The 21345-nt window shown below is 57.6% G+C and carries 27 protein-coding genes; 16 read left to right on the forward strand and 11 right to left on the reverse strand.

Translation table 11 applies throughout. The annotated features are described in order from the left end of the window. Window positions 1-27: 27 nt before the first annotated feature. From ACR0AK_RS02230 to ACR0AK_RS02255, 6 genes are all read right to left on the reverse strand, one after another. On the reverse strand, window positions 28-324 hold the full coding sequence (locus ACR0AK_RS02230; RefSeq protein WP_170561253.1) for a chorismate mutase: 297 nt from the start codon (window positions 322-324) through the stop codon (window positions 28-30). After that, window positions 321-872, reverse strand: coding sequence for a GNAT family N-acetyltransferase (locus ACR0AK_RS02235; RefSeq protein WP_480792222.1), 552 nt, complete (start codon window positions 870-872; stop codon window positions 321-323). The genes ACR0AK_RS02230 and ACR0AK_RS02235 overlap by 4 nt, the downstream gene beginning before the upstream one ends. Next, on the reverse strand, window positions 869-1420 hold the full coding sequence (locus ACR0AK_RS02240; RefSeq protein WP_480792223.1) for a GNAT family N-acetyltransferase: 552 nt from the start codon (window positions 1418-1420) through the stop codon (window positions 869-871). The genes ACR0AK_RS02235 and ACR0AK_RS02240 overlap by 4 nt, the downstream gene beginning before the upstream one ends. Further along, window positions 1417-1974 (reverse strand): GNAT family N-acetyltransferase, encoded by a 558-nt coding sequence (locus ACR0AK_RS02245; RefSeq protein WP_480792224.1) that lies wholly within the window; start codon window positions 1972-1974, stop codon window positions 1417-1419. The genes ACR0AK_RS02240 and ACR0AK_RS02245 overlap by 4 nt, the downstream gene beginning before the upstream one ends. Next, window positions 1971-3476: a signal recognition particle protein gene (gene ffh / locus ACR0AK_RS02250; protein ID WP_480792225.1), complete on the reverse strand. Its 1506-nt coding sequence runs from the start codon at window positions 3474-3476 to the stop codon at window positions 1971-1973. Before ffh ends, ACR0AK_RS02245 begins: the two co-directional genes overlap by 4 nt. A 161-nt stretch (window positions 3477-3637) precedes the next feature. Continuing rightward, window positions 3638-4156 carry a hypothetical protein gene (locus ACR0AK_RS02255; RefSeq protein ID WP_480792226.1) on the reverse strand — a complete coding sequence of 173 codons (519 nt, stop codon included), beginning with the start codon at window positions 4154-4156 and terminating at the stop codon, window positions 3638-3640. 88 nt (window positions 4157-4244) lie between these two features. Here ACR0AK_RS02255 and ACR0AK_RS02260 point away from each other — a divergent pair, with 88 nt between their 5' ends. Then, window positions 4245-4775, forward strand: coding sequence for a prolyl-tRNA synthetase associated domain-containing protein (locus ACR0AK_RS02260; protein WP_480792227.1), 531 nt, complete (start codon window positions 4245-4247; stop codon window positions 4773-4775). Here the strand turns inward: ACR0AK_RS02260 and ACR0AK_RS02265 are convergent, their stop codons facing one another. Together ACR0AK_RS02265 and ACR0AK_RS02270 are read right to left on the reverse strand one after the other, a co-directional pair. Continuing rightward, complete coding sequence (locus ACR0AK_RS02265) at window positions 4776-5516, reverse strand: aspartate/glutamate racemase family protein (RefSeq protein ID WP_480792228.1); 741 nt, start codon at window positions 5514-5516, stop codon at window positions 4776-4778. Window positions 5517-5588: 72 nt separating this feature from the next. Further along, window positions 5589-6170: an FMN-dependent NADH-azoreductase gene (locus ACR0AK_RS02270; RefSeq protein ID WP_170561245.1), complete on the reverse strand. Its 582-nt coding sequence runs from the start codon at window positions 6168-6170 to the stop codon at window positions 5589-5591. 119 nt (window positions 6171-6289) lie between these two features. On the opposite strand from ACR0AK_RS02270, the gene ACR0AK_RS02275 reads away from it, so the two are divergent. From ACR0AK_RS02275 to ACR0AK_RS02290, 4 genes are all read left to right on the forward strand, one after another. Then, window positions 6290-7168 (forward strand): LysR family transcriptional regulator, encoded by an 879-nt coding sequence (locus ACR0AK_RS02275; protein ID WP_170561244.1) that lies wholly within the window; start codon window positions 6290-6292, stop codon window positions 7166-7168. Then, window positions 7165-8079, forward strand: coding sequence for a DMT family transporter (locus ACR0AK_RS02280; RefSeq protein ID WP_480792229.1), 915 nt, complete (start codon window positions 7165-7167; stop codon window positions 8077-8079). The genes ACR0AK_RS02275 and ACR0AK_RS02280 overlap by 4 nt, the downstream gene beginning before the upstream one ends. A gap of 63 nt (window positions 8080-8142) precedes the next feature. Then, window positions 8143-8421: a hypothetical protein gene (locus tag ACR0AK_RS02285; protein WP_170561242.1), complete on the forward strand. Its 279-nt coding sequence runs from the start codon at window positions 8143-8145 to the stop codon at window positions 8419-8421. A gap of 88 nt (window positions 8422-8509) precedes the next feature. Beyond that, a complete protein-coding gene (locus tag ACR0AK_RS02290; protein ID WP_170561241.1) occupies window positions 8510-8923 on the forward strand; it encodes a universal stress protein in 414 nt (137 codons plus the stop codon). A gap of 3 nt (window positions 8924-8926) precedes the next feature. Here the strand turns inward: ACR0AK_RS02290 and ACR0AK_RS02295 are convergent, their stop codons facing one another. Next, window positions 8927-9262 carry an ArsR/SmtB family transcription factor gene (locus ACR0AK_RS02295; protein WP_480792230.1) on the reverse strand — a complete coding sequence of 112 codons (336 nt, stop codon included), beginning with the start codon at window positions 9260-9262 and terminating at the stop codon, window positions 8927-8929. A gap of 10 nt (window positions 9263-9272) precedes the next feature. Then, window positions 9273-9923, reverse strand: a complete 651-nt coding sequence (locus ACR0AK_RS02300) for a hypothetical protein (protein WP_480792231.1) — start codon at window positions 9921-9923, stop codon at window positions 9273-9275. A gap of 361 nt (window positions 9924-10284) precedes the next feature. Here ACR0AK_RS02300 and ACR0AK_RS02305 point away from each other — a divergent pair, with 361 nt between their 5' ends. The 7 genes from ACR0AK_RS02305 (at window position 10285) to ACR0AK_RS02335 (ending at window position 14769) form a co-directional block, all read left to right on the forward strand. Beyond that, window positions 10285-10617, forward strand: a complete 333-nt coding sequence (locus tag ACR0AK_RS02305) for an AtpZ/AtpI family protein (protein WP_170561238.1) — start codon at window positions 10285-10287, stop codon at window positions 10615-10617. Window positions 10618-10619: 2 nt separating this feature from the next. Continuing rightward, window positions 10620-11378 carry a F0F1 ATP synthase subunit A gene (locus tag ACR0AK_RS02310; RefSeq protein WP_480792232.1) on the forward strand — a complete coding sequence of 253 codons (759 nt, stop codon included), beginning with the start codon at window positions 10620-10622 and terminating at the stop codon, window positions 11376-11378. A 48-nt stretch (window positions 11379-11426) separates the two neighbouring features. Continuing rightward, window positions 11427-11651: a F0F1 ATP synthase subunit C gene (locus ACR0AK_RS02315; RefSeq protein WP_005981269.1), complete on the forward strand. Its 225-nt coding sequence runs from the start codon at window positions 11427-11429 to the stop codon at window positions 11649-11651. Between the two features lie 86 nt (window positions 11652-11737). After that, a complete protein-coding gene (locus tag ACR0AK_RS02320) occupies window positions 11738-12289 on the forward strand; it encodes a F0F1 ATP synthase subunit B' (protein ID WP_170561236.1) in 552 nt (183 codons plus the stop codon). A gap of 5 nt (window positions 12290-12294) precedes the next feature. Beyond that, window positions 12295-12855 carry a F0F1 ATP synthase subunit B gene (locus tag ACR0AK_RS02325; protein WP_170561235.1) on the forward strand — a complete coding sequence of 187 codons (561 nt, stop codon included), beginning with the start codon at window positions 12295-12297 and terminating at the stop codon, window positions 12853-12855. Between the two features lie 261 nt (window positions 12856-13116). Beyond that, entirely contained in the window at window positions 13117-13983 is an 867-nt protein-coding gene (locus ACR0AK_RS02330) for a hypothetical protein (protein ID WP_480792233.1), read from the forward strand. Between the two features lie 36 nt (window positions 13984-14019). Next, window positions 14020-14769, forward strand: a complete 750-nt coding sequence (locus tag ACR0AK_RS02335) for a class I SAM-dependent methyltransferase (protein WP_480792234.1) — start codon at window positions 14020-14022, stop codon at window positions 14767-14769. Window positions 14770-14772: 3 nt separating this feature from the next. On the opposite strand, the gene ACR0AK_RS02340 is transcribed toward ACR0AK_RS02335, so the two are convergent. Continuing rightward, entirely contained in the window at window positions 14773-15543 is a 771-nt protein-coding gene (locus tag ACR0AK_RS02340) for an FCD domain-containing protein (RefSeq protein WP_170561549.1), read from the reverse strand. A 153-nt stretch (window positions 15544-15696) separates the two neighbouring features. Here ACR0AK_RS02340 and ACR0AK_RS02345 point away from each other — a divergent pair, with 153 nt between their 5' ends. The 4 genes from ACR0AK_RS02345 (at window position 15697) to ACR0AK_RS02360 (ending at window position 21337) form a co-directional block, all read left to right on the forward strand. Next, complete coding sequence (locus ACR0AK_RS02345; protein WP_480792235.1) at window positions 15697-16896, forward strand: aminotransferase-like domain-containing protein; 1200 nt, start codon at window positions 15697-15699, stop codon at window positions 16894-16896. Window positions 16897-16941: 45 nt separating this feature from the next. Then, complete coding sequence (locus tag ACR0AK_RS02350) at window positions 16942-17337, forward strand: hypothetical protein (protein ID WP_480792236.1); 396 nt, start codon at window positions 16942-16944, stop codon at window positions 17335-17337. A 139-nt stretch (window positions 17338-17476) separates the two neighbouring features. Next, window positions 17477-20932, forward strand: a complete 3456-nt coding sequence (locus tag ACR0AK_RS02355; RefSeq protein ID WP_480792237.1) for a chromosome segregation SMC family protein — start codon at window positions 17477-17479, stop codon at window positions 20930-20932. A 57-nt stretch (window positions 20933-20989) separates the two neighbouring features. Next, window positions 20990-21337, forward strand: a complete 348-nt coding sequence (locus tag ACR0AK_RS02360; RefSeq protein ID WP_480792238.1) for a hypothetical protein — start codon at window positions 20990-20992, stop codon at window positions 21335-21337. Window positions 21338-21345: the final 8 nt, after the last annotated feature.

Raw genomic sequence — 21345 nt, forward strand, 5'->3', positions numbered from 1 at the left:
GAATGGCGTATCCGGTGGTTCACCGGTTTAGTTCTGGTGTTTCTTGTGGTGTCGGATGACTTCCTGAATGATGAAATTCAGAAAAGCCTTGGCGAAATCGGGGTCCAGATCGGCCTCTTTCGCCAGTTCTTCTAACCGTGCGATCTGCGCGGCTTCGCGCGAAGGATCGGACGGGGGAAGTTCGTGTTCGGCCTTGAGCTTGCCAACGGCCTGGGTGTGCTTGAACCGCTCGCCCAACGTATAGACAAGGATCGCGTCCAGCCGATCAATGCTTTCGCGATGCTCTTTCAGCAACGTCGCAGCCCGTGTCACAGGGTTGTTCATTGGCCGGTCCTCTCAGCGTTCAAAGCGGTGTCAGTAGTATCGAGTTTCGGGTGCCGCCAAACCTGACAGCGTTCGCCCACAACCTCGCCTTCGCGCTCATAAGTGGCACCAAGACGTTCGGCCAACGCGCGCGAGCGGTCATTCGCGTGGGCGATGTATGAGATCGGGCCGTTCACCCCCTGGTGATGGGCGGCATAGGCGCGGGCAGCCATCGCAGCTTCGTATGCAATGCCCTTGCCTTCGAAGCCGTCGAAAACGACCCAACCCAATTCCGGCTCATCCCAGCCCGGGGCGTTGATGATCCCGGTCCAGCCTGCAAACGCGCCGCTTGCCTTTTCAACGATGTGCCAACCGCCGTAACCCATGATGGCCCAGTGCCCGAACCGGCCCAAAAGCGACCGCCATGCCTCCAGCGGCGTTTTTGGTCCACCGACCATACGGCTGCGTTCCGACGCGAAGAAAGCCGTCATTGCGGGCAGATCACCTTCTTGTGGTGCCCGCAGGATCAGGTTTTCTGTTTCAACGGTGGGGATGGTGTATGACGTCATGCGTAGGCCTCGATCCCGCCATTCACCAGATCGGCCGGGGCAGGGTGCCGCCAGACCTGCATTGTACCGAAACCCGGGTGTTCGTAGGTATAATCAAACTGCGCGCCCAGCCTTTCGGCCACGGCCTTGCTGCCCAGATTGTCCGGGTCGATCAGAGAAATTGCCGTTTCCCACCCCAGCACATCATAGGCATGCGCTCGCGCGGCGAGAGCGGCCTCGGTCGCGTAACCTTTGCCGGTGGCGTTATTCATCAACGTCCAGCCGATTTCGGGCTCGGGCCAACTGTGTGGGAACCACAGGCCCACATGGCCGACATAGGTGCCGGTGGTCTTTTCCTCGACGCCCCAGAATCCATAGCCGCGCATGGCCCAATGGCCCAGCAGCATCGCCATTGCGCGCCATGTTTCGTCCGGGCGTTTTGGGCCGCCGACGAATTTTGAAGCGTCGCTGACAAAGAACTCGGCCTCGGCCGCGAAGTCAGTCTCGCGGGGCGCACGCATGATCAGGCGTTCGGTTTCCAGCGTCGGGATCGCCATGGAAAGTGTCATGCCTGCACCTCGCCATGGCGCCAGACATGCTGGTCTGCGTCAAAGGCGCTCTCGGCCGTGGCGTCACGGGACGCACCAAGGCGTTGAGCCAGCGCATTCGAGCGGGCGTTGGATGCCGACACATAGCTTACGAACTGGCCGGACCCGAGCAGGTCAAAACCGAAGTCGCGAACGGCAGTGCAGGCCTCAGTAGCGTAGCTTTGCTTGCGGTATTCGGCGCTGAAAACATAGCCAAGCTCGGGTTCTTGATCGTCCCATTCCAAGCCCAGAATGACAAAGCCAATGACCTGACCGCCGTCTTTTAAAGTGACTGAGAACAGTCCATGACCATGCAGAAGCCAACCGGAGGTATAGTAGGAAAACTCGGTCCAGGCTTCTTGCTCAGTGTCGCCAAAGCTTTCTGCACAGACTGACGTCCACACCGGCAGGTCGTCCAAAGTGGGCGCACGCAGGACCAGCCGCCGGGTCTGAATGACCGGCAGGGCCGCGCGATATTGCGCTGCTGCCATCGCCGCCTTTCCGGACGGGGGCTGGGTGCAGCGTGCTGGCGTCACTTTTTCTTTCCAAATCCGCTCAGACCCGGAGGCAGAGCCATGCCGCCGCCCAAGCCAGGCATACCGGGCATCTTGCCACCCATTGCCTTGGCCGCCTGTTCCAGCGCTTTGGGATCCATACCCGCGGCCATTTCCTCGGGCGATGGGCCACCTTTGCCGAACATGCCTTTCATGGCCTGTTTCAGCATCTTGCCTTTGCCCATCTTGCCCATTTTCTTCATCATATCCGACATCTGCCGGTGCATCTTGAGCAGCTTATTGAGGTCGCTGACCTCCATGCCCGAACCGGCGGCGATGCGTTTCTTGCGGCTCGCTTGAAGCAGTTGCGGGTTGGCCCGTTCGCGTTTGGTCATGGACTGGATCATGGCGATCTGGCGCTTGAGCACCTTGTCATCCATACCCGCTTCTTCGACCTGTTTGGCCATTTTACCCATGCCCGGCATCATGCCCATCATGCCCTGCATGCCGCCCATCTGGATCATCTGTTCCAGCTGCATTTTCAGGTCGTTCATGTTGAACTGACCTTTGACCATGCGCTTCATCATGCGCTCGGTCTGTTCCATCTCCATCGTTTCCTGGGCTTTTTCAACCAGGGCTACGATGTCGCCCATGCCCAGAATCCGGCCGGCAATCCGATCCGGCTCGAAGGTTTCGAGCGCGTCCATCTTTTCGCCCAGACCGACAAAGCGGATGGGTTTGCCGGTGACCGCACGCATTGACAGCGCCGCACCGCCGCGCCCGTCACCGTCCATCCGGGTCAGGACCACGCCCGAAATGCCGACCTTGCCGTCAAACTCTTCAGCGACCTCAACGGCGACCTGTCCGGTCAGGCCGTCGACGACCAACAGGGTCTCGCGTGGATCGACCGCGTTTCGGACCTGCTCGACCTCGTCCATCAGGACTTCGTCGATATGCAGACGGCCCGCGGTGTCGAGCATATAGACGTCATAGCCGCCCAGCGTCGCCTGCTGCTTGGCACGCTTGGCGATATCGACAGGTTTCTGACCGGGCACGATCGGCAGAGTGTCCACGCCAACCTGCGTGCCCAGAACGGCCAGCTGATCCATCGCCGCCGGGCGATAGACGTCCAGCGAGGCCATCAGGACCTTTTTGCCCTCTTTCTCTTTCAGGCGTTTGGCCAGTTTACCAGTAGTGGTCGTCTTACCTGAACCTTGCAGACCGACCATCAGGATCGGGGCAGGCGGGTTGTCGACTTTCAGTGCGCCGGGGTCTTCCTCGCCGCGCAGGGTATCGACCAGCGCGTCATGTACAATCTTGACGACTTGCTGGCCCGGAGTGATCGACTTGGTGACCGCCTGACCGGTGGCTTGTTCCTGAACTTTCTTAACGAATTCGCGCGCAACCGGCAGAGAGACGTCAGCCTCAAGCAGGGCAACCCGAACCTCGCGCAGGGCGGTCTTGACGTCTTCCTCGGACAGGGCACCCTGTTTGGTCAGCCGGTCAAAGACGCCAGAAAGGCGTTCGGATAGATTTTCAAACATGCCTTCGGCCTCCTTAGCCGGTTATCTGATGGCTCTTCCTAGGTAGGAAGCGCCGGTTAAATGCACAATTGCCCCCACGGGCGTGACACGCTGGTGGGGGGCGATCCCTGAACGACTCAAGGGACCGGAAGATCAGACGCTTCCGGATGTTTGACGGCGACTTAGGCCGATTGGCTGTCCGAGTCAACCTCTCGCGCGGGTAGCCAGCTGTTGACCGCATCAACCATCCGCTGTGCACCGCGCCCGCTGACATAGGCTTCGACGATCGGGTGACGACCAGCACTCATGCCTTTTTCAAGGATCAGAACGGGGCGATGCATCTTGGACGTGGTCGTGTCGCGGGTCGAGGTGGTCGTTTCCACTTCAGCATGGGACAGGTTCGACAACTCATGTTCTACTGCGTCATATCCAAAGATCGATTGGCGACGGATCAAGATGCTATTGCTGCTGCGGTCAAATATGACCTGTACGCGGCGCACAAACACGCAGAATGCGCCAAAGCCCAACCCGCCACCGAACAGTGCAAAGAAGATGCCGAACAATATGCCCTCGCCTCCGTCGCTGACCATGAATAAACCAGCTCCAACAAAACAGAGGATAAAGAGCACCAGCGTGATGCCGATGAACCATGGCGTGTTGGTCAGGATCAGTTGGTTCGGGGTGTTTCGCGTCACTTTCATGGCGGCACGCTAACACTGAATTTTGGCACTGTCGTGGCTTGAATTCATCCTCGTGTTGCGCGATGAGCGCATCCAAAAGGAGGTTCCCATGGACGCATCATCCGCTTTTCAGGACACTTTGCCGCTCAGCTCTGACGCGTTGTTGGGGCAGTTGGATGACTGGGGCCTTAGCTATCGTCTGCATTCGCATATCCCTCTGCGCACGGTTGAAGATGCGAAAGGGGTTGAAGAGGAGTTTTTGGTTCCGGGTGAAAACACTCTCCGGCTCAAAAACCTGTACCTTCGCGACAAGAAAAAGCGGAATTATCTTGTGACGCTGGAGCAAAGTCGCGAGATCGATCTGAAGGCACTTGGAGCAGAACTTGGGATCGGCAACCTGTCCTTCGGATCGGCGGACCGGCTGTTTCAGAACCTTGGCATCCGCCCTGGAGCAGTGAGCCCGTTGGCTATGATAAACGGTGTAGAACACAATGTTCGTTTCTTTATGGACAACGCCGCGAACCAGGCAGATGTGATCAATATGCACCCGCTCGTCAATGATCGGACCGTGGCGATGTCCCGTTTTGATTTGATGGCGTTCTTTGACCGCATCGGGTGCGACGTAAACTGGTTGCCCTGATCAGTCGCCCAATGCCTCAGTCAATGCGGCGGTAACATGGGCTGCGGATGGGTTGATGAAAAGGTGCCCGTCCGCCTCAAACACCGGATCGTCCAGATGATCCGGGAAAGCCAGAGGCAGCTCGGTACAGGCCAGCAGGATCGCCGTTCCGGGTTTCGCGTGCCTGTCACAGAAAGCCAGGAGTCTTCCTCGCGCTGTGTCCGACGCTCCACCATAAAAGTCGCTGTCGATCATGGCCTGCATCTCGGCGATTTCTGTTTCGGGCAGACGGTCATTTGCAATAATCCCCTCGGCCGCCAATCGGTCTGAATAATTGGTGGCTTGCATTGTCACGGTCGTTCCCAGAACCAGGGCTGTGGATGCCCCGGTTGAGGCCGCGGCGTCAGCGGTCGCATCGAAAATGCTGAGAATGGGCATAGTGATGCCCTGCCGGATCGCATGAAGCCGGGCGTGCGGAGTATTCGATGCAATGATGCCAAAGTCGCAGCGCGCGTTTTCAAGCGTAAGCAGGGCCTCGTGAAACACCGCATCGAAATCAGCCCAGCTGGCTTCGTCACCGGCGGTGCCGCGCAAGGCTCGGGTTTTGGCCTGCGTAACGGATTCGATTGTCATCGGTGGGATTGGCAGGGGCGAGCCGTGTCCACGTTCCGCGAAGTGGCGGCTGGCCCCCTCTGCAATGGCTCGGTAGTAGTCTACGGTAGAGGCCCAGCCCACGCCGCCCAGAATGCCGATTTTCTTCATATTGAATGCCCAGTCTGCAAATCTTGATCCGATGCAGACTGGACGCTCCACAAGATAAAGGCCAGAGTTTGATCAGGCCGCCAGCTGAGTTACCGCTTTTTGGGCATTCGCTAGCGTAGTTTCTGCATCCAGCGCCATCTTGTCTGCGGCGATGACTTCGACTTCATGGATGCCGATGAATCCAAGAACGTGTTTGGCATAGTTGGTGGCAAAGTCGATCTCGGACCCAACTTCGGTGCCGCCAGAGGCGATAGCCAGAACCGCGCGCTTACCGTCCAGCAAGCCTTTGGGACCGCTTTCTGTATAGGCAAAGGTCAGACCCACACGGGCGACCAGGTCGATCCAGGCTTTGAAGGCCGCAGGCACCGAAAAGTTGTAGATCGGTAGCCCGATCACGATGGTGTCGGCGTTTTGCAACTCATTGACCAATTCGTCCGACAGGGCCAGCAGGTCGCGCTGAAGCTCATCGCGTTGATCTGCAGGGGTGAAGTTGGCGTTGATCCAGTCTTCTGTCAGTAACGGCAGCGGGCTTGCCAGATCGCGGCGGATAATGCGATCAGCCCCAAGGTGCCGGATAATCTGGCTGGAAAGGTCACGGGTGGCGGACCCGGTGCGGCGGGCTGAGGCGTCGATATGCAGGATGGTCTTGGTCATGTCAGGGTTTCCTTTTTGGCGGGGAATCTGCTTCCGGTCCCAATATGAGTGTTGCGTCAGCGAACGAAACGCAGATATACCAACATGCATTGTTGGAATTTGCACAATGGGCCTAGTCGATGGATAATTGGGACGAAGTCAAAACCGCCTATCAGGTTGCCCGGATGGGCACCGTCAGCGGCGCGGCCGAGATATTGGGCGTGCACCACGCCACCGTGATCCGTCATATTGACGCGATCGAGGCGCGATTGGGCGTCAAACTGTTCCAGCGCCACGCACGGGGTTACACGCCCACCGACGCTGGCGAGGACCTTTTGCGTGTGGCGCAGGCCACCGAGGATCAGTTCAACCAGTTGGTGGGCCGAATGAAAGGGCGCGGCGATGACGTCTCGGGCGAATTGGTAGTTACTTCTCTGGCCTCGTTAGCGCCATTAGTCGTTCCGGCCCTGTCCAAGTTTCAATCAATGCATCCGGGTCTGATCGTGCGATACCTGACCGGTGACCGCCTGTTCCGTTTGGAATACGGCGAGGCGCATGTAGCCATCCGGGCGGGTGCTGCCCCGGACCAACCCGACAACGTCGTGCAGCCCTTTATTGAACAGGAAGTGGGGCTTTTCGCCAGCAAGTCTTACATCGAACGCCGGGGAAAACCAGCGAACCTTGATGAATTCGCAGACCACCTGTTTGTCGGTACGGATGATGAAAACAGCCGAGCACCGTTTTCCAAATGGTTGCGCGCGACAGTCCCTGCCGAAGCCATTGCGTTCCGCTGCACCAACAATTTCTGCATGCGTGAGGCCGTTCTGGCCGGGGCTGGGATTGGTTTCATGGCCCGGTGGGAGGCGTCGCGCGATCCGGATCTTGTCGAAGTTATTGAGCCATTGCCCGAATGGTTCGGTAAATTGTGGCTGGTGACCCATGTCGATCTGCACCGAACAACCAAAGTGCAGGCATTTCTGTCATTCCTTAAGGAAGAATCCAAAGGCTGGCTTTCGTGACACCGCAGCGGCGTGGTCATTTGGCAATGATCACATTCACCCTTCTGGTGGCGGGCAGTTTCTCGCTGGGGTCAATTGTTGCCAATGAAATCGCGCCGTTGGCGATTACTGCCGGGCGGTTTTTGATCGCAGCCGTCATAATTGGCATCGCGGCGTTGGCGACCACCGGATTGCCCCGCAGCGCGGCGCAGGCACCGTGGCGCTATGCGATTTTGGGCGGGCTGTTCGCCACTTACTTTGTTTTAATGTTCTACGGCCTGAAAACCGCCGACCCGGTCAGCACTTCCGCGGTGTTTACCCTGACGCCGGTTATGTCTGCCATTGCGGGATGGGTCCTGCTGCGCCAGATCACCACGCCGCGCATGGCTCTTGCCCTGACCGTTGGGGCCACCGGAGCCTTGTGGGTGATCTTTCGCGCGGATTGGCAAGCTTTTCGCGCGTTTGAAATCGGTGGCGGAGAGATCATCTTTTTCTGGGGCTGCATGGCGCATGCGATTTACACGCCGATGGTGCGCAAACTGAACCGTGGTGAGCCCGCCGTGGTTTTTACCTTTGGAACACTGGTCGCTGGCTGCGTAATCCTAACGGTGTTCGGCTGGCCGGACATCAGGGCAACGGATTGGGCAAACCTGCCGCTTATCGTCTGGGTCAGCCTCCTGTACCTTTCAGTCTTCGCTACGGCGGCCAGCTTTGTGCTGGTCCAGTTCGCGGCCCTGCGTCTGCCTTCGGCCAAAGTCATGGCCTACACTTATCTGATCCCCAGTTGGGTGATCCTGTGGGAAATCGCGCTTGGTCGGCCCGCGCCACCGATCATGGTTCTGATTGGTGTTTTCTTGACCGCGCTCGCCCTGATTTTGCTGCTAAAAAGCGAGGAGCAGCCTGCGAACGGGCCTGTGCCACTGTCTGATTGACCCTTGCCCTTTGATCGCAATACGAACAACTTTCGTGGTTGAAGAGCCATCCTGGAGGGAATGATGAAGCGAGTTGTTCTTTTTGTCGCCGTCGCGACCTTATCTGCCTGTACCCAAGGGGGAGGGCAGGGACCGTCCGAGACCGCCCTGAATGCCAGTTGTGAGGCACTTGTGTCGGCTGAAACGGGTGTTCGGGCAGACGATGTAAACGCGACCTCAACCGAATCCGGGCCGACCGGAACCACTACGACTGTCGAAGTCGCGGGCGCGCAGGCGCCGTGGTTGTGTTTTGCGGATGTAACAGGTGTGGTGATTGGTGTGGAATACAGCCAAGAAGGATAACTGCATCGCGTCGGGCATTTCAATGCGTCAGATCAAGGCGTCTCTTCACCAGGCCAGTTAGAATTGGCAACTGGAGAAGGAGGAAGCCATGTTCAGTCACATCATGATCCCGGTTGATATTCACCTGCCGCCGGAAATTCGCAAAGCCTTGGATGTCGCAGCACAGATGGCGAATTGGCAAAATGCACGGATCACAATCGTCAGCGTGACCGGCACCCAACCGGGTGACGTTACGCAATCGGATGCCGCGATCAGTGCCGAACTAAAGGCAATCGTGGATCAGCTTACCGAACAAAGTGGTTCCGAAGTCGCAGCCCGCAATATTCACTCGGTTGATGTAGCGGCAGAGGTCGACGGTGACCTGACGCGCGCTGCGGAAGAGATTGGTGCTGACCTGATTGTCGTCGGGACCCACGCACCGCGAATAACGGACCATATCTTTTCCAGCCACGCCGGATATTTGGCCAAGCACGCCAAGGTATCGGTGTTTGTTGTCAGATAGATTTTAGGTTTCGTCTGTTGCGGGTAACTCGACTTCCAGAAATCTTTCGAAGGCGTCCAGATTGACCGGCTCGAACTGACCAAAGCCCTGCATCCAGACGGATGCCGCCCGCAGCGCGTCGGGCTCCAGCTTGCACCACTTCACGCGGCCGCGTTTTTCCTGAGAGATCAGCCCGGCCCGTGTGAGAATGACCAGATGTTTCGAGATCGCGGCCAGCGACATCTCGAACGGTTCGGCGACGTCGGTGACGGCCATATCATCCTCAAGCAGCATCGCAAGAATGGCGCGGCGGGTCGGGTCAGCAAGGGCTGCGAAGACGGTATCAAGGTCGTTTGACATGGTTTTAGTCCTAAATCACTTTGCAGCGTAACAGATCCCAGTGCTTGGCAACCTTCGCAGACTTTAGGGCCATAGCTAGGCGGTCACTCAGGACTGGAGCGAATAAAATCGCGGGATCAAACCATATGTCCGGACCAGCCAAGACACTTTTAGAGAATACCAAATCCCCATCTTTTACATGATCATTGTTGTTGACCATAAAGAGGTCATCGTCCGCTCCTATCGGTATTACACCTTCAGAAACCTTACCTTCGAAGCAACGCTTGCCATCACCCAAAACGAGATAGAACCAGTCGTGGTCTAATTTGGTTTTCTGATCTGGTTGAAGGAGGTCAACTGGCACCAATCTGGATGCTCCCATTTCGTGGGCGCGCAAGACTTCAGCAGAAGTAGACGATACGACCAACAACCCGCCAGCACTGAAGATATGGCGTTTGGGTTGTTTGTGATGAGCCCATCTCTTTACAGCATAGAGCTGTCTTGGCAGTTCATGATTTTCGACGGGCAAGTGCTTTTCTTGTCGCTCTATCACGGCGCTGAATGAGATGCCAATTTCATTGTCGCGCGGCGGGTTAACTACGTCCGGATACCCAACCGGCCTATACCCGCGCTCTCCATTTGGGTTTCGGTGCACATTGCTGAGCCAAACCACGTCTCTCATTCTCTGCCCTCATTTTTTCAGGCATGTCTTTGTCCAAAAGTGCCCCCTTTGGGAGCGCAGAAGCAATGCCATATTTTTGTCGGTGGCCTGAGTTCGGCAGAGCCACCCAAGGCGAATTTATCGTCAGCGCTCTGCGCAAGCTACTGATGGGCGTACAAAGATCAACCAAAAGGTTGAATATGCGGAATCCTTACCTTTGGGTGGAATGAGCGCCGGGCTCGGAATAATGATCGGGTAAGGAACGCAATTAAATTATTTAAAAACATTAATTTAGACTGCGGCAAATCGAACACTCAACGCCGTTGACTCTGAGCGCCATGCCCCTTAGCACCCTACCCAAGACTGTGCGAGGGAAATGCCCGTGACCGATGATGACCAAAAGCAGCGTATGGCGCAGCTGGAGGCCAAGATCGACGCGGCGAAAAAGGCCAAAGCGCCGAAACCTCGTGCGGACGCTGACGTGTCCGGGGGCGAGCTTGCCTGGAGGATGGTCATCGAAATGGTATCCGGTCTGGGGATCGGATTTGGCATCGGATACGGGCTGGACAGCCTGCTCGGGACAATCCCGATCTTTCTGGTGCTGTTCACATTGCTGGGCCTTGTCGCGGGCGTGAAGGTTATGCTCCGCAGCGCGAAAGAGGTTCAAGAGAAACAAGCGGCGGCGACGGCTGCCGAGAAGGACGAGAGGGACTGAACGTGGCAACTGAGACCACCGCAGCAGAAGGCAGCAGCCTGGTTTTCCACCCGATGGACCAGTTCATCGTTAAGCCGTTGTTCGGCGACGGTGCGGTTGGCATGTTCACGATCACCAACGTGACGCTGTGGCTGTTCCTAGCAATCGTGGCGATTGTCCTGTTGCTGATCGTTCCGACCTCGAAGCGCGCGATTGTTCCGACCCGGATGCAGTCGGTCGCCGAACTGGCCTATGGCTTCATCTACAAGATGCTGGAAGACATCTGCGGCAAGGAAGGCGTCAAGTACTTCCCCTATGTCATGACCCTGTTCATGTTCATCGTCTGCGCGAACTTCCTGGGCATGATCCCCATGTCCTTCACCACTACATCGCATTTCGCCGTGACCATCCCGCTGGCTCTGGCCGTGTTCCTGACCGTGACCGTTCTGGGTTTCGTCAAGAACGGTACAAGCTTCCTGGGCCTGTTTTGGGTTTCCAGCGCACCGCTGGCACTGCGTCCTGTTCTGGCGATCATCGAGCTGATTTCGTACTTCGTGCGCCCCGTCAGCCACTCCATTCGTCTTGCCGGTAACGTCATGGCAGGCCACGCGGTGATCAAGGTGTTCGCAGGCTTTGCTGCGATTGCCGTGATCTCGCCCGTGTCCGTTCTGGCGATCACCGCAATGTACGGCCTTGAGGTCCTCGTGTCCTTCATTCAGGCGTACGTATTCACCATTCTGACCTGTGTTTACCTGAAAGATGCGCTGCATCCTTCGCACTAAGGTCTGATACCCCAACATCGAAACTTCCAATTCGTAAGGAGATACATCATGGAAGGCGATCTCGCACACATCGGCGCAGGCCTGGCAGCAATCGGTTCCGGCGCAGCCGCAATCGGGGTGGGCAACGTTGCAGGCAACTTCCTGGCCGGCGCCCTGCGCAACCCTTCGGCGGCTGCTTCGCAGACCGCAACCCTGTTCATCGGTATCGCGTTCGCAGAAGCCCTGGGGATCTTTGCATTCCTGGTCTCGCTGCTGCTGATGTTCGCCGTATAATCTGCGGAACCTGATCCTTACGCGCAGGTGGGTCCAAGCCATAGCGACCCACCTGTTGTAAAGACAAGTTTCCGACGGAGGATATCATGGCGACTGAACCCCTTACAGAAGAGGTAGCTGGCTCGTGCGTCGACTCCTATGGCTCTGCCATCGGGATGCCACAGCTCTGCTTCGATTGGTTCCCCAACCAGATTTTCTGGCTGGTCATCACGCTGGTCGTCATCTTTCTGGTCCTGTCTCGCGTGGCTCTGCCCCGCATCGCGGCAATCCTGGCTGAACGTCAGGGGACCATTACAAATGACCTGGCTGCGGCCGAAGATCTGAAGGCCAAGGCGGTCGAGGCCGAAGAGGCCTATAACAAGGCGCTGGCTGATGCCCGTGCCGAAGCGCAGCGTATTGCTGCCGAAGCACGTGCCGAAATCCAGTCTGGACTGGATGACGCGATCGCAACGGCAGACTTGGAAATCGCTGCAAAGGCGGCTGAATCGGAAAAGGCAATTGCCGAGATCCGTGCCGGTGCGCTGGAAAGCATTCAAGTGGTTGCCAAGGACACGGCAGCTGAACTGGTCACAGCACTGGGTGGCGAGGCGGATGCCAAAGCCATCGACAATGCAATTGACGCGCAGATGAAAGGATAAGTGACATGCGGAACACTCTTGCCCTTATCCTGACTGTTGGCGCTGCCAGCCCTGCGCTGGCCGCAAGCGGCCCGTTCTTCTCGCTTGGCAACACAGACTTTGTCGTCCTTTTGGGCTTCATCGTTTTCATCGCGGTCCTGTTCTATTTCAAGGTTCCGGGCATGATCGGTGGCGCGCTGGACAACCGTGCCGAAGGCATCAAGTCCGAACTGGACGAAGCCCGCGCTCTGCACGAAGAAGCGCGCAGCCTGCTGGCCTCGTACGAGCGCAAGCAGCGTGAAGTGCAGACTCAGGCAGATGCCATCGTGGCTGCCGCCAAAGAAGATGCCGTGCTGGCAGCTGAGCAGGCAAAGTCCGATCTGGAAAAATCCATCGCCCGCCGCCTGGCTGCCGCTCAGGATCAGATCGCTTCGGCCGAAGCTTCGGCTGTTAAGGAAGTCCGTGATCAGGCCATCACCGTTGCAGTTTCGGCTGCTAATGCGGTTCTGGCCAAACAGATGACGGCGGCACAGGCGAACAAACTGATCGACGCTGCAATTGCGGATGTTGGTGACAAACTGCACTGAATCTGACGTGCAGAAAACAAGTTACAGACGTGACCCGGAAGCCGTACGCTTTCGGGTCATTTGTTTTTAACAGAGGCGAAGCGCGATCTTCGTCTAATTCCTTGTGCAGCGGATCCAAATTGTGATTTGACGGACGCGAAGGTGTTGTTTGAGCGTTTACGAAAGTGCCATCGCGCGTCTGCCTTCCTTTTCGGAGGCTCAAGGATTACGCAGAACAACGTCGGATAAGGTAGAAAGCTGAAATCCGGAATCAGGAAAAGAGTGACCGTGCCCGCCACAGACAACGAAATTTCCATGAACATTGTCGGCGCGGTACGCAACGGTGGTTCGGCTTTGAAAGAAACGATCCATCGGATCGAAGACCTGTCGAAACGGTTGGGGCAACACTCGGTCATCATTGCAACCAACGACAATACCGATGACACCGATCAGATACTGTCCGAGTACAAGGAACGATGTGCTGAAGTTCAGGTCATTCGGCTGGATGGTATGATCTCGGGTATTTCTGAACGTGTCGAACGAATTACCGCTGCACGAAATTCAATACTGGAAACCCTCGAGAAGAGTAGTTGTGACAACACCCTGACTTTGATGCTGGATTTGGACGGGCCAAACGTCAGGCTGAATCCTGAAGCTGTTTTGGCAGCGGCCAAGCGTTCGGAATTTTCGTGGGACGCGGTATTTGCGAACTCAACGCCTGCCTACTATGACTTGTATGCCTTACGTTGCCAGGGGTGGTGCGAAGAGGATGTCTGGCAACAGATACACAACGCGCGTAAACCTTTGTTCGGAAAACGAAAATGGCGCCGAAATCTTCTGAAGACAATGATCCATGACCGACAGTTTCATATTCCAGCAGATTGCGGGCTAATACCTGTCGACAGCGCTTTTGCAGGCGCAGGCCTTTACAAAACTCAGGCGTTGCATGGCCTAAGATATAAATGCCGAGATGAAGAGAACCGGCTGGTATGTGAACATGTCCTGTTTCATCAGGAAATGCGTTCACGACGTGCCAGGCTCTATATCGATCCGGCACTAACAACTACCGCGCCGCAAGAGCATCTTGGTGAAGGCAGCGGGGCGCCCTTTCCATCTAACATACAAACCCTTTCAAGCGGAGCGACGTGATCAATGCCCATTTCTCCAATCTCCGGGCAACCTGGTATGCTGCTCTTTGAAAGCGAAGTGATCGGACGTCACCCGGCAAAATACTTTTTGGATGAAAGCTGTGGATATATCTGGGTGGATAACCCGACATGGCTGGAAGAAGCGTACAGCGACGCTATCGCCTTGACGGATACAGGGATCGTCGCCCGAAACCTGTCGAATTTGCGTCGTGTTTCAACAGCCATGCGGGCAAATGGTCTTGCAGGAGCCCGTGGGATCGACATTGGTGGTGGCTATGGGTTGTTTGTTCGAGGCCTTAGGGACATTGGACTGAATTTTCACTGGTCAGACCCCTATGCAGATAACCTTTTGGCGCGCGGGTTCGAGGCGGATGATGGAACTTATGCAGTCGCGACAGCCTTTGAAGTTCTTGAACATTTGCCCGACCCGCTGTCGCACATTAAGGAGGCGCGCGCAAAATTTGGATTCGAGACGCTCTTCTTCTCGGCAACTTGCTTCGACCCAAAAAATCTGCCGCCGCGCGACTGGTGGTACTGGGCATTTGAGACGGGCCAGCATATCAGTTTTTTCTCGGAGCAATGCCTGGATTATATGGCAGAGCAGCTAGGGATGCGGAAAGTTCACTTACGCGGCGACCTTTATGCCTTCACAGCGCTGGACAGCCTTACGTGGCCCAGCAAGTGGCAACAATGGAGAATCCGGAAAACGTTCCGCCGTGCCAGCCTGACGCAACAGGATTACGAAGACATGAAGCAACGCGTTAAGGCGACCCAGTTCAAGCCTTGACGATCACAGTGCGTCGGTCTCGTGTTTAAGGCGTTGTCGCGCGATTTCTTCGTTTCTTTCCGCTTTCTGCTGATCGGCCATGCAGCGTTCAACAAAGCTTAGATGGTCCTGAACCGCTTGCCGGGCCGCAACTGGGTCGCGCGCCTGAAGCGCGGTGTTGATGGCGCGGTGCTGGTCCAGAATGGCCTCCCGCGTTGTGCGCTGCTGGAACATCATCTTGCGGTTATAGAACACGCCCTGCCGCAACAAATCGAACATTGACCGCATCATGTGCAGCATTACCACGTTGTGGCTGGCCTCGATGATTGCCATGTGAAATTGCGCGTCCAGTTGCGCCTCGTCTTCGGTTGCGTTGCGCGCATGTGCGGCCTCCATCTTGTCAAAGATTGTCTGAACCACCTTCAGATCACTGTCCGAGCCCAGCCGCGCAGCGCGCTCTGCCGCCAATCCTTCCATGTCCCGCCGGAATGAAAGGTAATCGAACACCGCCTCGTCATGGCTACCGAACAGCCGCGTTAGGGCGGGGGAAAAGGCAGAGCCCAGAACCTCGGCCACATAAATTCCGGACCCGGCTTTGGCTGTCAGCAACCCCTGGCTCTGCAGGTCTGCGATTGCATCGCGCAAGGATGGGCGGGATACGCCCAGTCGTTCGGCTAATTCGCGCTCGGCGGGAAGGCGTTCACCGGGCCGCAAGATGCCGCGCAGGATCAGCAGTTCAATCTGGCGAACCACCGCGATCGAAAGCTTTTCGGTCTGAACTTTTTGAAAAGGCATGCGGGCATCGTTTTGGAAATTGGTCAAATCATATGACCACGTATAGCAGGCAGGTTCAAGAAAGCGGTTCATTGGCGGTAATTATTAGGTCAGTATTGTTGACTTTATAATCCTCCTCTCTACGCTGACCCTGACTGAGAGCGGAGGAGACTCATGTCTACGCACGAATTGTTCGCCACGCGGGCATCCCGAATGAAGGCGTCCGAGATACGCGAATTGCTCAAGCTGCTGGATCAGCCCGGAATCATCTCGTTTGCCGGCGGCATCCCCGATCCTGTTCTTTTTCCAGCCGAAGGGTTTTCGGACGCCTTTCAGGCTGCTTTGGGGCCGGAACAACAGGCTCAGGCGCTGCAATATTCCGTCAGTGAAGGTTACGTCCCGCTACGCGAATGGCTTGTCGATCACATGCGTTCAATCGGAGTGGAGTGTGGGCTGGGGAATATTCTGATTACATCAGGGTCGCAGCAAGCGCTGGACTATTTGGGTAAACTCTATCTGTCCCCGGGTGATACCGCGTTGGTTGGCTGGCCGACTTATTTGGGGGCGTTGGCCGCGTTCAATGCTTACGAACCGCGATTTGACCGACTCACCATCAATAGCAACCGGGGCGCCGAGGGATACGCGGCAGCGGCGGGTGAAGGCGCGGTCAAATTCGCCTATCTCTCGCCCGATTTTGCCAACCCGACGGGTGAAACCGTGGATTTGCAAGGGCGGGAGGCCCTGCTGGATCTGGCAGATGAGTTGAACTGTGCGGTCATCGAAGACGGAGCCTATCAGGCACTGCGATACAACGGTGACGCCATCCCTCCGGTTCTGGCTCTGGAACAGGCGCGCAAAGGGTCGATCGAGGATTGCCGCACGATCTATTGCGGCAGTTTTTCGAAAACCTTGTCTCCGGGATTGAGGGTTGGATGGGTTGTTGCGGCAACTCCGGTGATTTCGCAGTTGGTCCTTTTGAAGCAGGCCGCTGATCTGCATTCAGCGACCATCAACCAGATGGCCATTAATCAAGTGGCGCGAGCCTGTTTTGGCACACATATCCCGATGCTGCGCAGGGTGTATGGTGCCCGACGGGATGCCATGTTGCAGGCGTTGCAGGACTATATGCCGACCGGGGTTCAATGGACCAAGCCCGAAGGTGGCATGTTCATCTGGCTGACTTTGCCGGTTGGTACAAACGGGGCCGACCTGCTGGCCCGGGCGCTTGAGACGGTCAAAGTCGCTTTTGTCCCAGGTGGGGCCTTCTTTCCGGACGGCAGCGGGACAAACACCATCCGGCTGAGTTTCTCGAACTCGGATGAGGAAACGATCCGCGAAGGTATTCGTCGATTGGGCGAGGTTCTGCGCGCCTAAGCATTGGAAAGGTTTTGTTAACCTTGATGGTACAATGCTGAGGGCATGATCCGGTATCTGTCCCTCCTAGTGCTGGCCGCTTGTTCGGCCGGCACGCCCCACTTTCGCGATGTGCCTGCGACCCGCGTAGCGGTGAATGGCAGCGTTTTTGACGTTCGGGTCCGCGGTCAATTGGCCGAGGCTGTACGCATCAATGCCCAATATGCTCCGCGCCTTGGTCCAATTCGCGACCGGGCCGCACTGGCGATGGCACAGGTGTCGGATTGTCCGCTGTTGGACGTTCTGGGCGATGCCGCGGTCACCGTAGGCGTTCTGGGGTGTGACCGGGAATTGGGGGAAAAGTTGATTTTCGGCAGCCTTCTCCGTCGTCCCTACGAATGCACCGACTATGGCTTCTACGAAGACTATGGCTATCAGGTTTTTGAGTGCACCCCTTACTGAGATACGCGCTTTTTTGCGTATTTCGGCAAGATATTGTGGATAACTTGGTGTGAAATCCCATATCCTGCGTTACTCCGTTGACTCACCCCCAATCGGTTGCGCAGACTTCCAGATATAGGAATCATGGGACAAGCGGCCTTTGCGCTTCAGCAAACTCAAACTCACCGGCTTCAAAAGCTTTGTTGATCCGACCGATCTGATCATCGCGGATGGGTTGACCGGTGTGGTGGGTCCAAATGGCTGCGGCAAGTCCAACCTTCTGGAAGCTTTGCGCTGGGTAATGGGTGAAAACCGCCCCAAATCCATGCGTGGCGGTGCGATGGAGGATGTGATCTTTGCCGGGGCCGCAACGCGACCGGCGCGAAACTTTGCCGAAGTCGTCCTGACCATGGATAACTCGGAACGTTTGGCACCTTCAGGGTTCAATGAGAGCGATCAGCTGGAAATCGTACGCCGTATCACGCGCGATGTCGGAAGCGCTTATAAGACAAATGGTAAGGATGTTCGGGCGCGCGACGTGCAGATGCTGTTTGCCGATGCCTCGACCGGCGCGCATTCGCCGGCTCTTGTAGGGCAGAACCGCATTGCCGAACTGATCAACGCCAAGCCCCGTGCACGCCGCCGTATCTTGGAAGAGGCAGCTGGCATCTCGGGTCTTTATCAGCGACGCCACGAGGCAGAGCTGAAGCTGAAGGGCACTGAATCCAATCTGACCCGTGTCGATGACGTATTGGAACAGCTGGGTACACAGCTGGCCCAGCTTGCGCGTCAGGCGCGTCAGGCCGCACGGTACCGCGAAATTGGCGAGCAACTGCGTCAGGCCGAAGGAATGCTGCTCTATCGACGCTGGAAAGAGGCTGACATGGCCCGCCAGCAGGCCGAGGATGTGTTGCGTGAGCGGATCACCGAAGCTTCGCGCGCCGAAGCGGAAGCGCGCGCCGCCAGTGCAAAGCGGTCGGAAATTGAGGAAACTCTACCTCCTCTGCGTGAAGAAGAGGCTATTGCCGCCGCAGTTCTGCAACGGCAGCAGGTGCAACGCGACCAACTGGTTGATCAGGAAACCCGCGCGCGTCAGACGATCGAGACGCTGACCAACCGCATTCAGCAGTTGGCCAACGATATCGAGCGCGAAACCGGGTTGAACCGGGACGCGGGTCAGATGATTGAGCGTCTGGAATGGGAAGCGCGCGAACTGGCAAAAGCCGCCGAGGGGCATGACGACAAAGTGGCCGAGGCCGCTGAGATCGCGCGCGAAGCTGCGTCTGTGCTGCAGGATCGCGAAGACCACCTGTCTCAGGAGACCGAAGACATGGCGCGTCTTGTGGCGCGTCACCAGTCAGCTCATCGTTTGGTCGAAGACAGCCGGAAAACGCTGGCCCGTTCCGAGGGTGAGGAAGAGAAAGCCCGCGCGGCGGTAGACGAGGCTCGTGATGCTTTGACCCGTGCCAGCGAAGCGCACGAACAAGCGCAGGAAGGCGAGGAGGAAGCGCGCGAGGCTGCAGAGGCCGCCGAAGAAGCGCTGGCTGCGGCAGATGAATTGCGCAACGAAACGCAGGCGCGCGAGGCCGAGGCGCGCGCTCAGCGGTCCGAGGCCGAGGGTGAACTGGGCGCAATCCGCGCTGAGACATCGGCCCTCGCCAAACTGGTCGAACGGGATACGGCCGAAGGCGGGCAGGTTCTGGATCTGCTCCGAGTCGAGCCCGGCTATGAAAAGGCTCTGGGGGCGGCGCTGGCAGACGATCTGCGCGCACCATTGGTCGAAGGCGACGGCCCGTCCGGTTGGGTGCAGGTCTCGGGCTATGACGCAGATCAGCCTCTGCCCGATGGCGTCGAACCGTTGGCGCTGCATGTTTCTGGTCCGGATCGCCTGAGCCGTCGGATCGCTCAGATTGGATTGGTTGATGCGGATCAGGGGGCCCGACTGCAGGCTTCCCTGAAGCCAGGGCAGCGTTTGGTGTCGCGTTCGGGCGATCTATGGCGCTGGGATGGATTCCGCGCCTGGGCCGAAGATGCACCAAGTGCGGCCGCGTTGCGGTTGGAGCAGCTTAACAAACTTGAGGCCTTGAAACAGGAGCTCGCCCGGACCGAGGCGCAGGCGGATGGTGCCCGGGCCGCGCATGAGGCGCTGTCGCAACAACTGGCAGACGTCACCGAAGCAGACCGCCGCGCGCGTGAAGCCCGCCGCGCCGCTGATCAGCGGATGGCGGAATCCGCGCGCCAGCTGAGCCGAGCCGAAGCCGACCGCAATCTAGCGCAGGGCAAGTTGGAAACGCTTACCCTTGCCGTTGACCGGCACAAGGAAGATGCCATGTCCGCCCGCGCGCAACTGCGCGAGGCCGAAGGGGCGCTGGCCGGTCTGGGTGATGTAAATAGCGCACGCGCACAGGTCGAGGATATCAAGCAAACGGTCGAGGCTGCGCGGATCACGATGCTGACCCATCGCTCGTCGCATGATGAGCTGCGCCGCGAAGCCGAGGCCCGGACCCGGCGTACTCAGGAAGTGACCAAAGACCTCAGTGGATGGCGGCACCGGTTGGATTCGGCTGAAAAGCGCATCTCGGAATTGGTCGAGCGGAAGGAAAGCTCGGAGGAAGAACTGTCCGAGGCGATGGCCGCCCCAGGAGAGATCGCGGAAGCCCGCGAGGAACTGAATGAGCTGATTGAAGCCGCCGAGGCTCGTCGGGCCGAGGCTGCCGACAAACTAGCTGAGGCCGAGACTCAGCAGCGCGAGGTCGTGCTGGCCGAGCGCGAGGCAGAACGTTTGGCATCCGAAGCCCGCGAAACCCGCGCGGCCGCCGAAGCGCGCTGTGACGCGGCCAAGGAAAGTGTTGTGGCGGCGGCTGAGCGTATTGCCGAAGATCAACAGCTGACCCCGAACCAGTTGCTGAATCAGCTGGATACGAACCCGGATCAAATGCCGGCCGCGGACGCGCTCGAGGCGGAGGTGAACCGGCACAAACGACAGCGTGACGCCATGGGTGCAGTAAACCTGCGCGCCGAGGAAGACGCCAAGGAAGTTCAAGAAGAGTTCGACACGCTGAATAGCGAAAAGGCTGATTTGGAGGAGGCAATCAAGGCCCTGCGCAGTGGGATTGCCAGCCTCAACCGGGAAGGCCGCGAGCGTCTTTTGACTGCGTTCGAGCAGGTGAACTCGAACTTTGCCATGCTGTTCAAGCACCTGTTCGGTGGTGGTGAGGCCAACCTGGTCATGGTCGAAAGCGACGATCCGCTGGATGCCGGGCTGGAAATCATGTGCCAGCCACCGGGCAAGAAGCTGTCCACCCTTAGCCTGCTTTCGGGCGGCGAGCAGACCTTGACGGCGACCGCGCTGATCTTTGGCGTCTTCCTTGCAAACCCCGCACCGATCTGCGTCTTGGACGAGGTCGACGCGCCGCTGGACGATGCCAACGTCACCCGTTTCTGCGACCTGCTGGACGAAATGTGCCGCCAGACCGACACACGCTTCCTGATCATCACCCACCACGCGGTGACTATGGCGCGGATGGACCGGCTGTTTGGCGTGACCATGCAAGAACAGGGCGTCAGCCAGTTGGTTTCGGTAGATCTGAAAAAGGCCGAGCAGATGGTCGCCTGATCGTTCACTGCAACGTTATGTCTCAATCGATGGGTGGCGGGTTAAGGTAGCCGCATGATGAGATACCTGATCCTTGCCCTGTTTGCTGCCAGCCCGGTTGTGGCTGCGGAATGGCCCACGAAGCCCGGAGATATTCCACTTTCACCCGAAGAGTTGGATGCCTTGGCGGGGCGGACGCTGACTTTTTATGACAACGGACAGTCTAAGTTTTCGGCTGGCGGGGCTTATTCCTTTACCTACGCCAGCGGCGAATCCGCATTCGGGACATATTCTATTGCTGACGACGGGAGCGTCTGCATCGCCTATCGAAACGGGTTCAGCCGCTGTGACCTTTATGTACGCAGCGGTGAGCGCTTGATCCTGATCGACGAAAAAGGGGATCGATATCCGGTACGTGGCGAGTAATTGATCTA

It is taken from the genome of Ruegeria sp. BI12 (assembly GCF_056537985.1).

Coding starts and splice junctions, on each gene's coding strand:
- ACR0AK_RS02265 (WP_480792228.1), bottom strand. CDS start 5,516: ATGAAGAAAATCGGCATTCTGGGCGGCGTGGGCTGGGCCTCTACCGTA.
- ACR0AK_RS02335 (WP_480792234.1), top strand. CDS start 14,020: ATGCTGCTCTTTGAAAGCGAAGTGATCGGACGTCACCCGGCAAAATAC.
- ACR0AK_RS02295 (WP_480792230.1), bottom strand. CDS start 9,262: ATGTCAAACGACCTTGATACCGTCTTCGCAGCCCTTGCTGACCCGACC.
- ACR0AK_RS02350 (WP_480792236.1), top strand. CDS start 16,942: ATGATCCGGTATCTGTCCCTCCTAGTGCTGGCCGCTTGTTCGGCCGGC.
- ACR0AK_RS02260 (WP_480792227.1), top strand. CDS start 4,245: ATGGACGCATCATCCGCTTTTCAGGACACTTTGCCGCTCAGCTCTGAC.
- ACR0AK_RS02315 (WP_005981269.1), top strand. CDS start 11,427: ATGGAAGGCGATCTCGCACACATCGGCGCAGGCCTGGCAGCAATCGGT.
- ACR0AK_RS02235 (WP_480792222.1), bottom strand. CDS start 872: ATGACGTCATACACCATCCCCACCGTTGAAACAGAAAACCTGATCCTG.
- ACR0AK_RS02325 (WP_170561235.1), top strand. CDS start 12,295: ATGCGGAACACTCTTGCCCTTATCCTGACTGTTGGCGCTGCCAGCCCT.
- ACR0AK_RS02285 (WP_170561242.1), top strand. CDS start 8,143: ATGAAGCGAGTTGTTCTTTTTGTCGCCGTCGCGACCTTATCTGCCTGT.
- ACR0AK_RS02275 (WP_170561244.1), top strand. CDS start 6,290: ATGGATAATTGGGACGAAGTCAAAACCGCCTATCAGGTTGCCCGGATG.
- ACR0AK_RS02255 (WP_480792226.1), bottom strand. CDS start 4,156: ATGAAAGTGACGCGAAACACCCCGAACCAACTGATCCTGACCAACACG.
- ACR0AK_RS02230 (WP_170561253.1), bottom strand. CDS start 324: ATGAACAACCCTGTGACACGGGCTGCGACGTTGCTGAAAGAGCATCGC.
- ACR0AK_RS02300 (WP_480792231.1), bottom strand. CDS start 9,923: ATGAGAGACGTGGTTTGGCTCAGCAATGTGCACCGAAACCCAAATGGA.
- ACR0AK_RS02340 (WP_170561549.1), bottom strand. CDS start 15,543: ATGCCTTTTCAAAAAGTTCAGACCGAAAAGCTTTCGATCGCGGTGGTT.
- ACR0AK_RS02345 (WP_480792235.1), top strand. CDS start 15,697: ATGTCTACGCACGAATTGTTCGCCACGCGGGCATCCCGAATGAAGGCG.
- ACR0AK_RS02240 (WP_480792223.1), bottom strand. CDS start 1,420: ATGACACTTTCCATGGCGATCCCGACGCTGGAAACCGAACGCCTGATC.
- ACR0AK_RS02360 (WP_480792238.1), top strand. CDS start 20,990: ATGAGATACCTGATCCTTGCCCTGTTTGCTGCCAGCCCGGTTGTGGCT.
- ACR0AK_RS02270 (WP_170561245.1), bottom strand. CDS start 6,170: ATGACCAAGACCATCCTGCATATCGACGCCTCAGCCCGCCGCACCGGG.
- ACR0AK_RS02320 (WP_170561236.1), top strand. CDS start 11,738: ATGGCGACTGAACCCCTTACAGAAGAGGTAGCTGGCTCGTGCGTCGAC.
- ffh (WP_480792225.1), bottom strand. CDS start 3,476: ATGTTTGAAAATCTATCCGAACGCCTTTCTGGCGTCTTTGACCGGCTG.
- ACR0AK_RS02290 (WP_170561241.1), top strand. CDS start 8,510: ATGTTCAGTCACATCATGATCCCGGTTGATATTCACCTGCCGCCGGAA.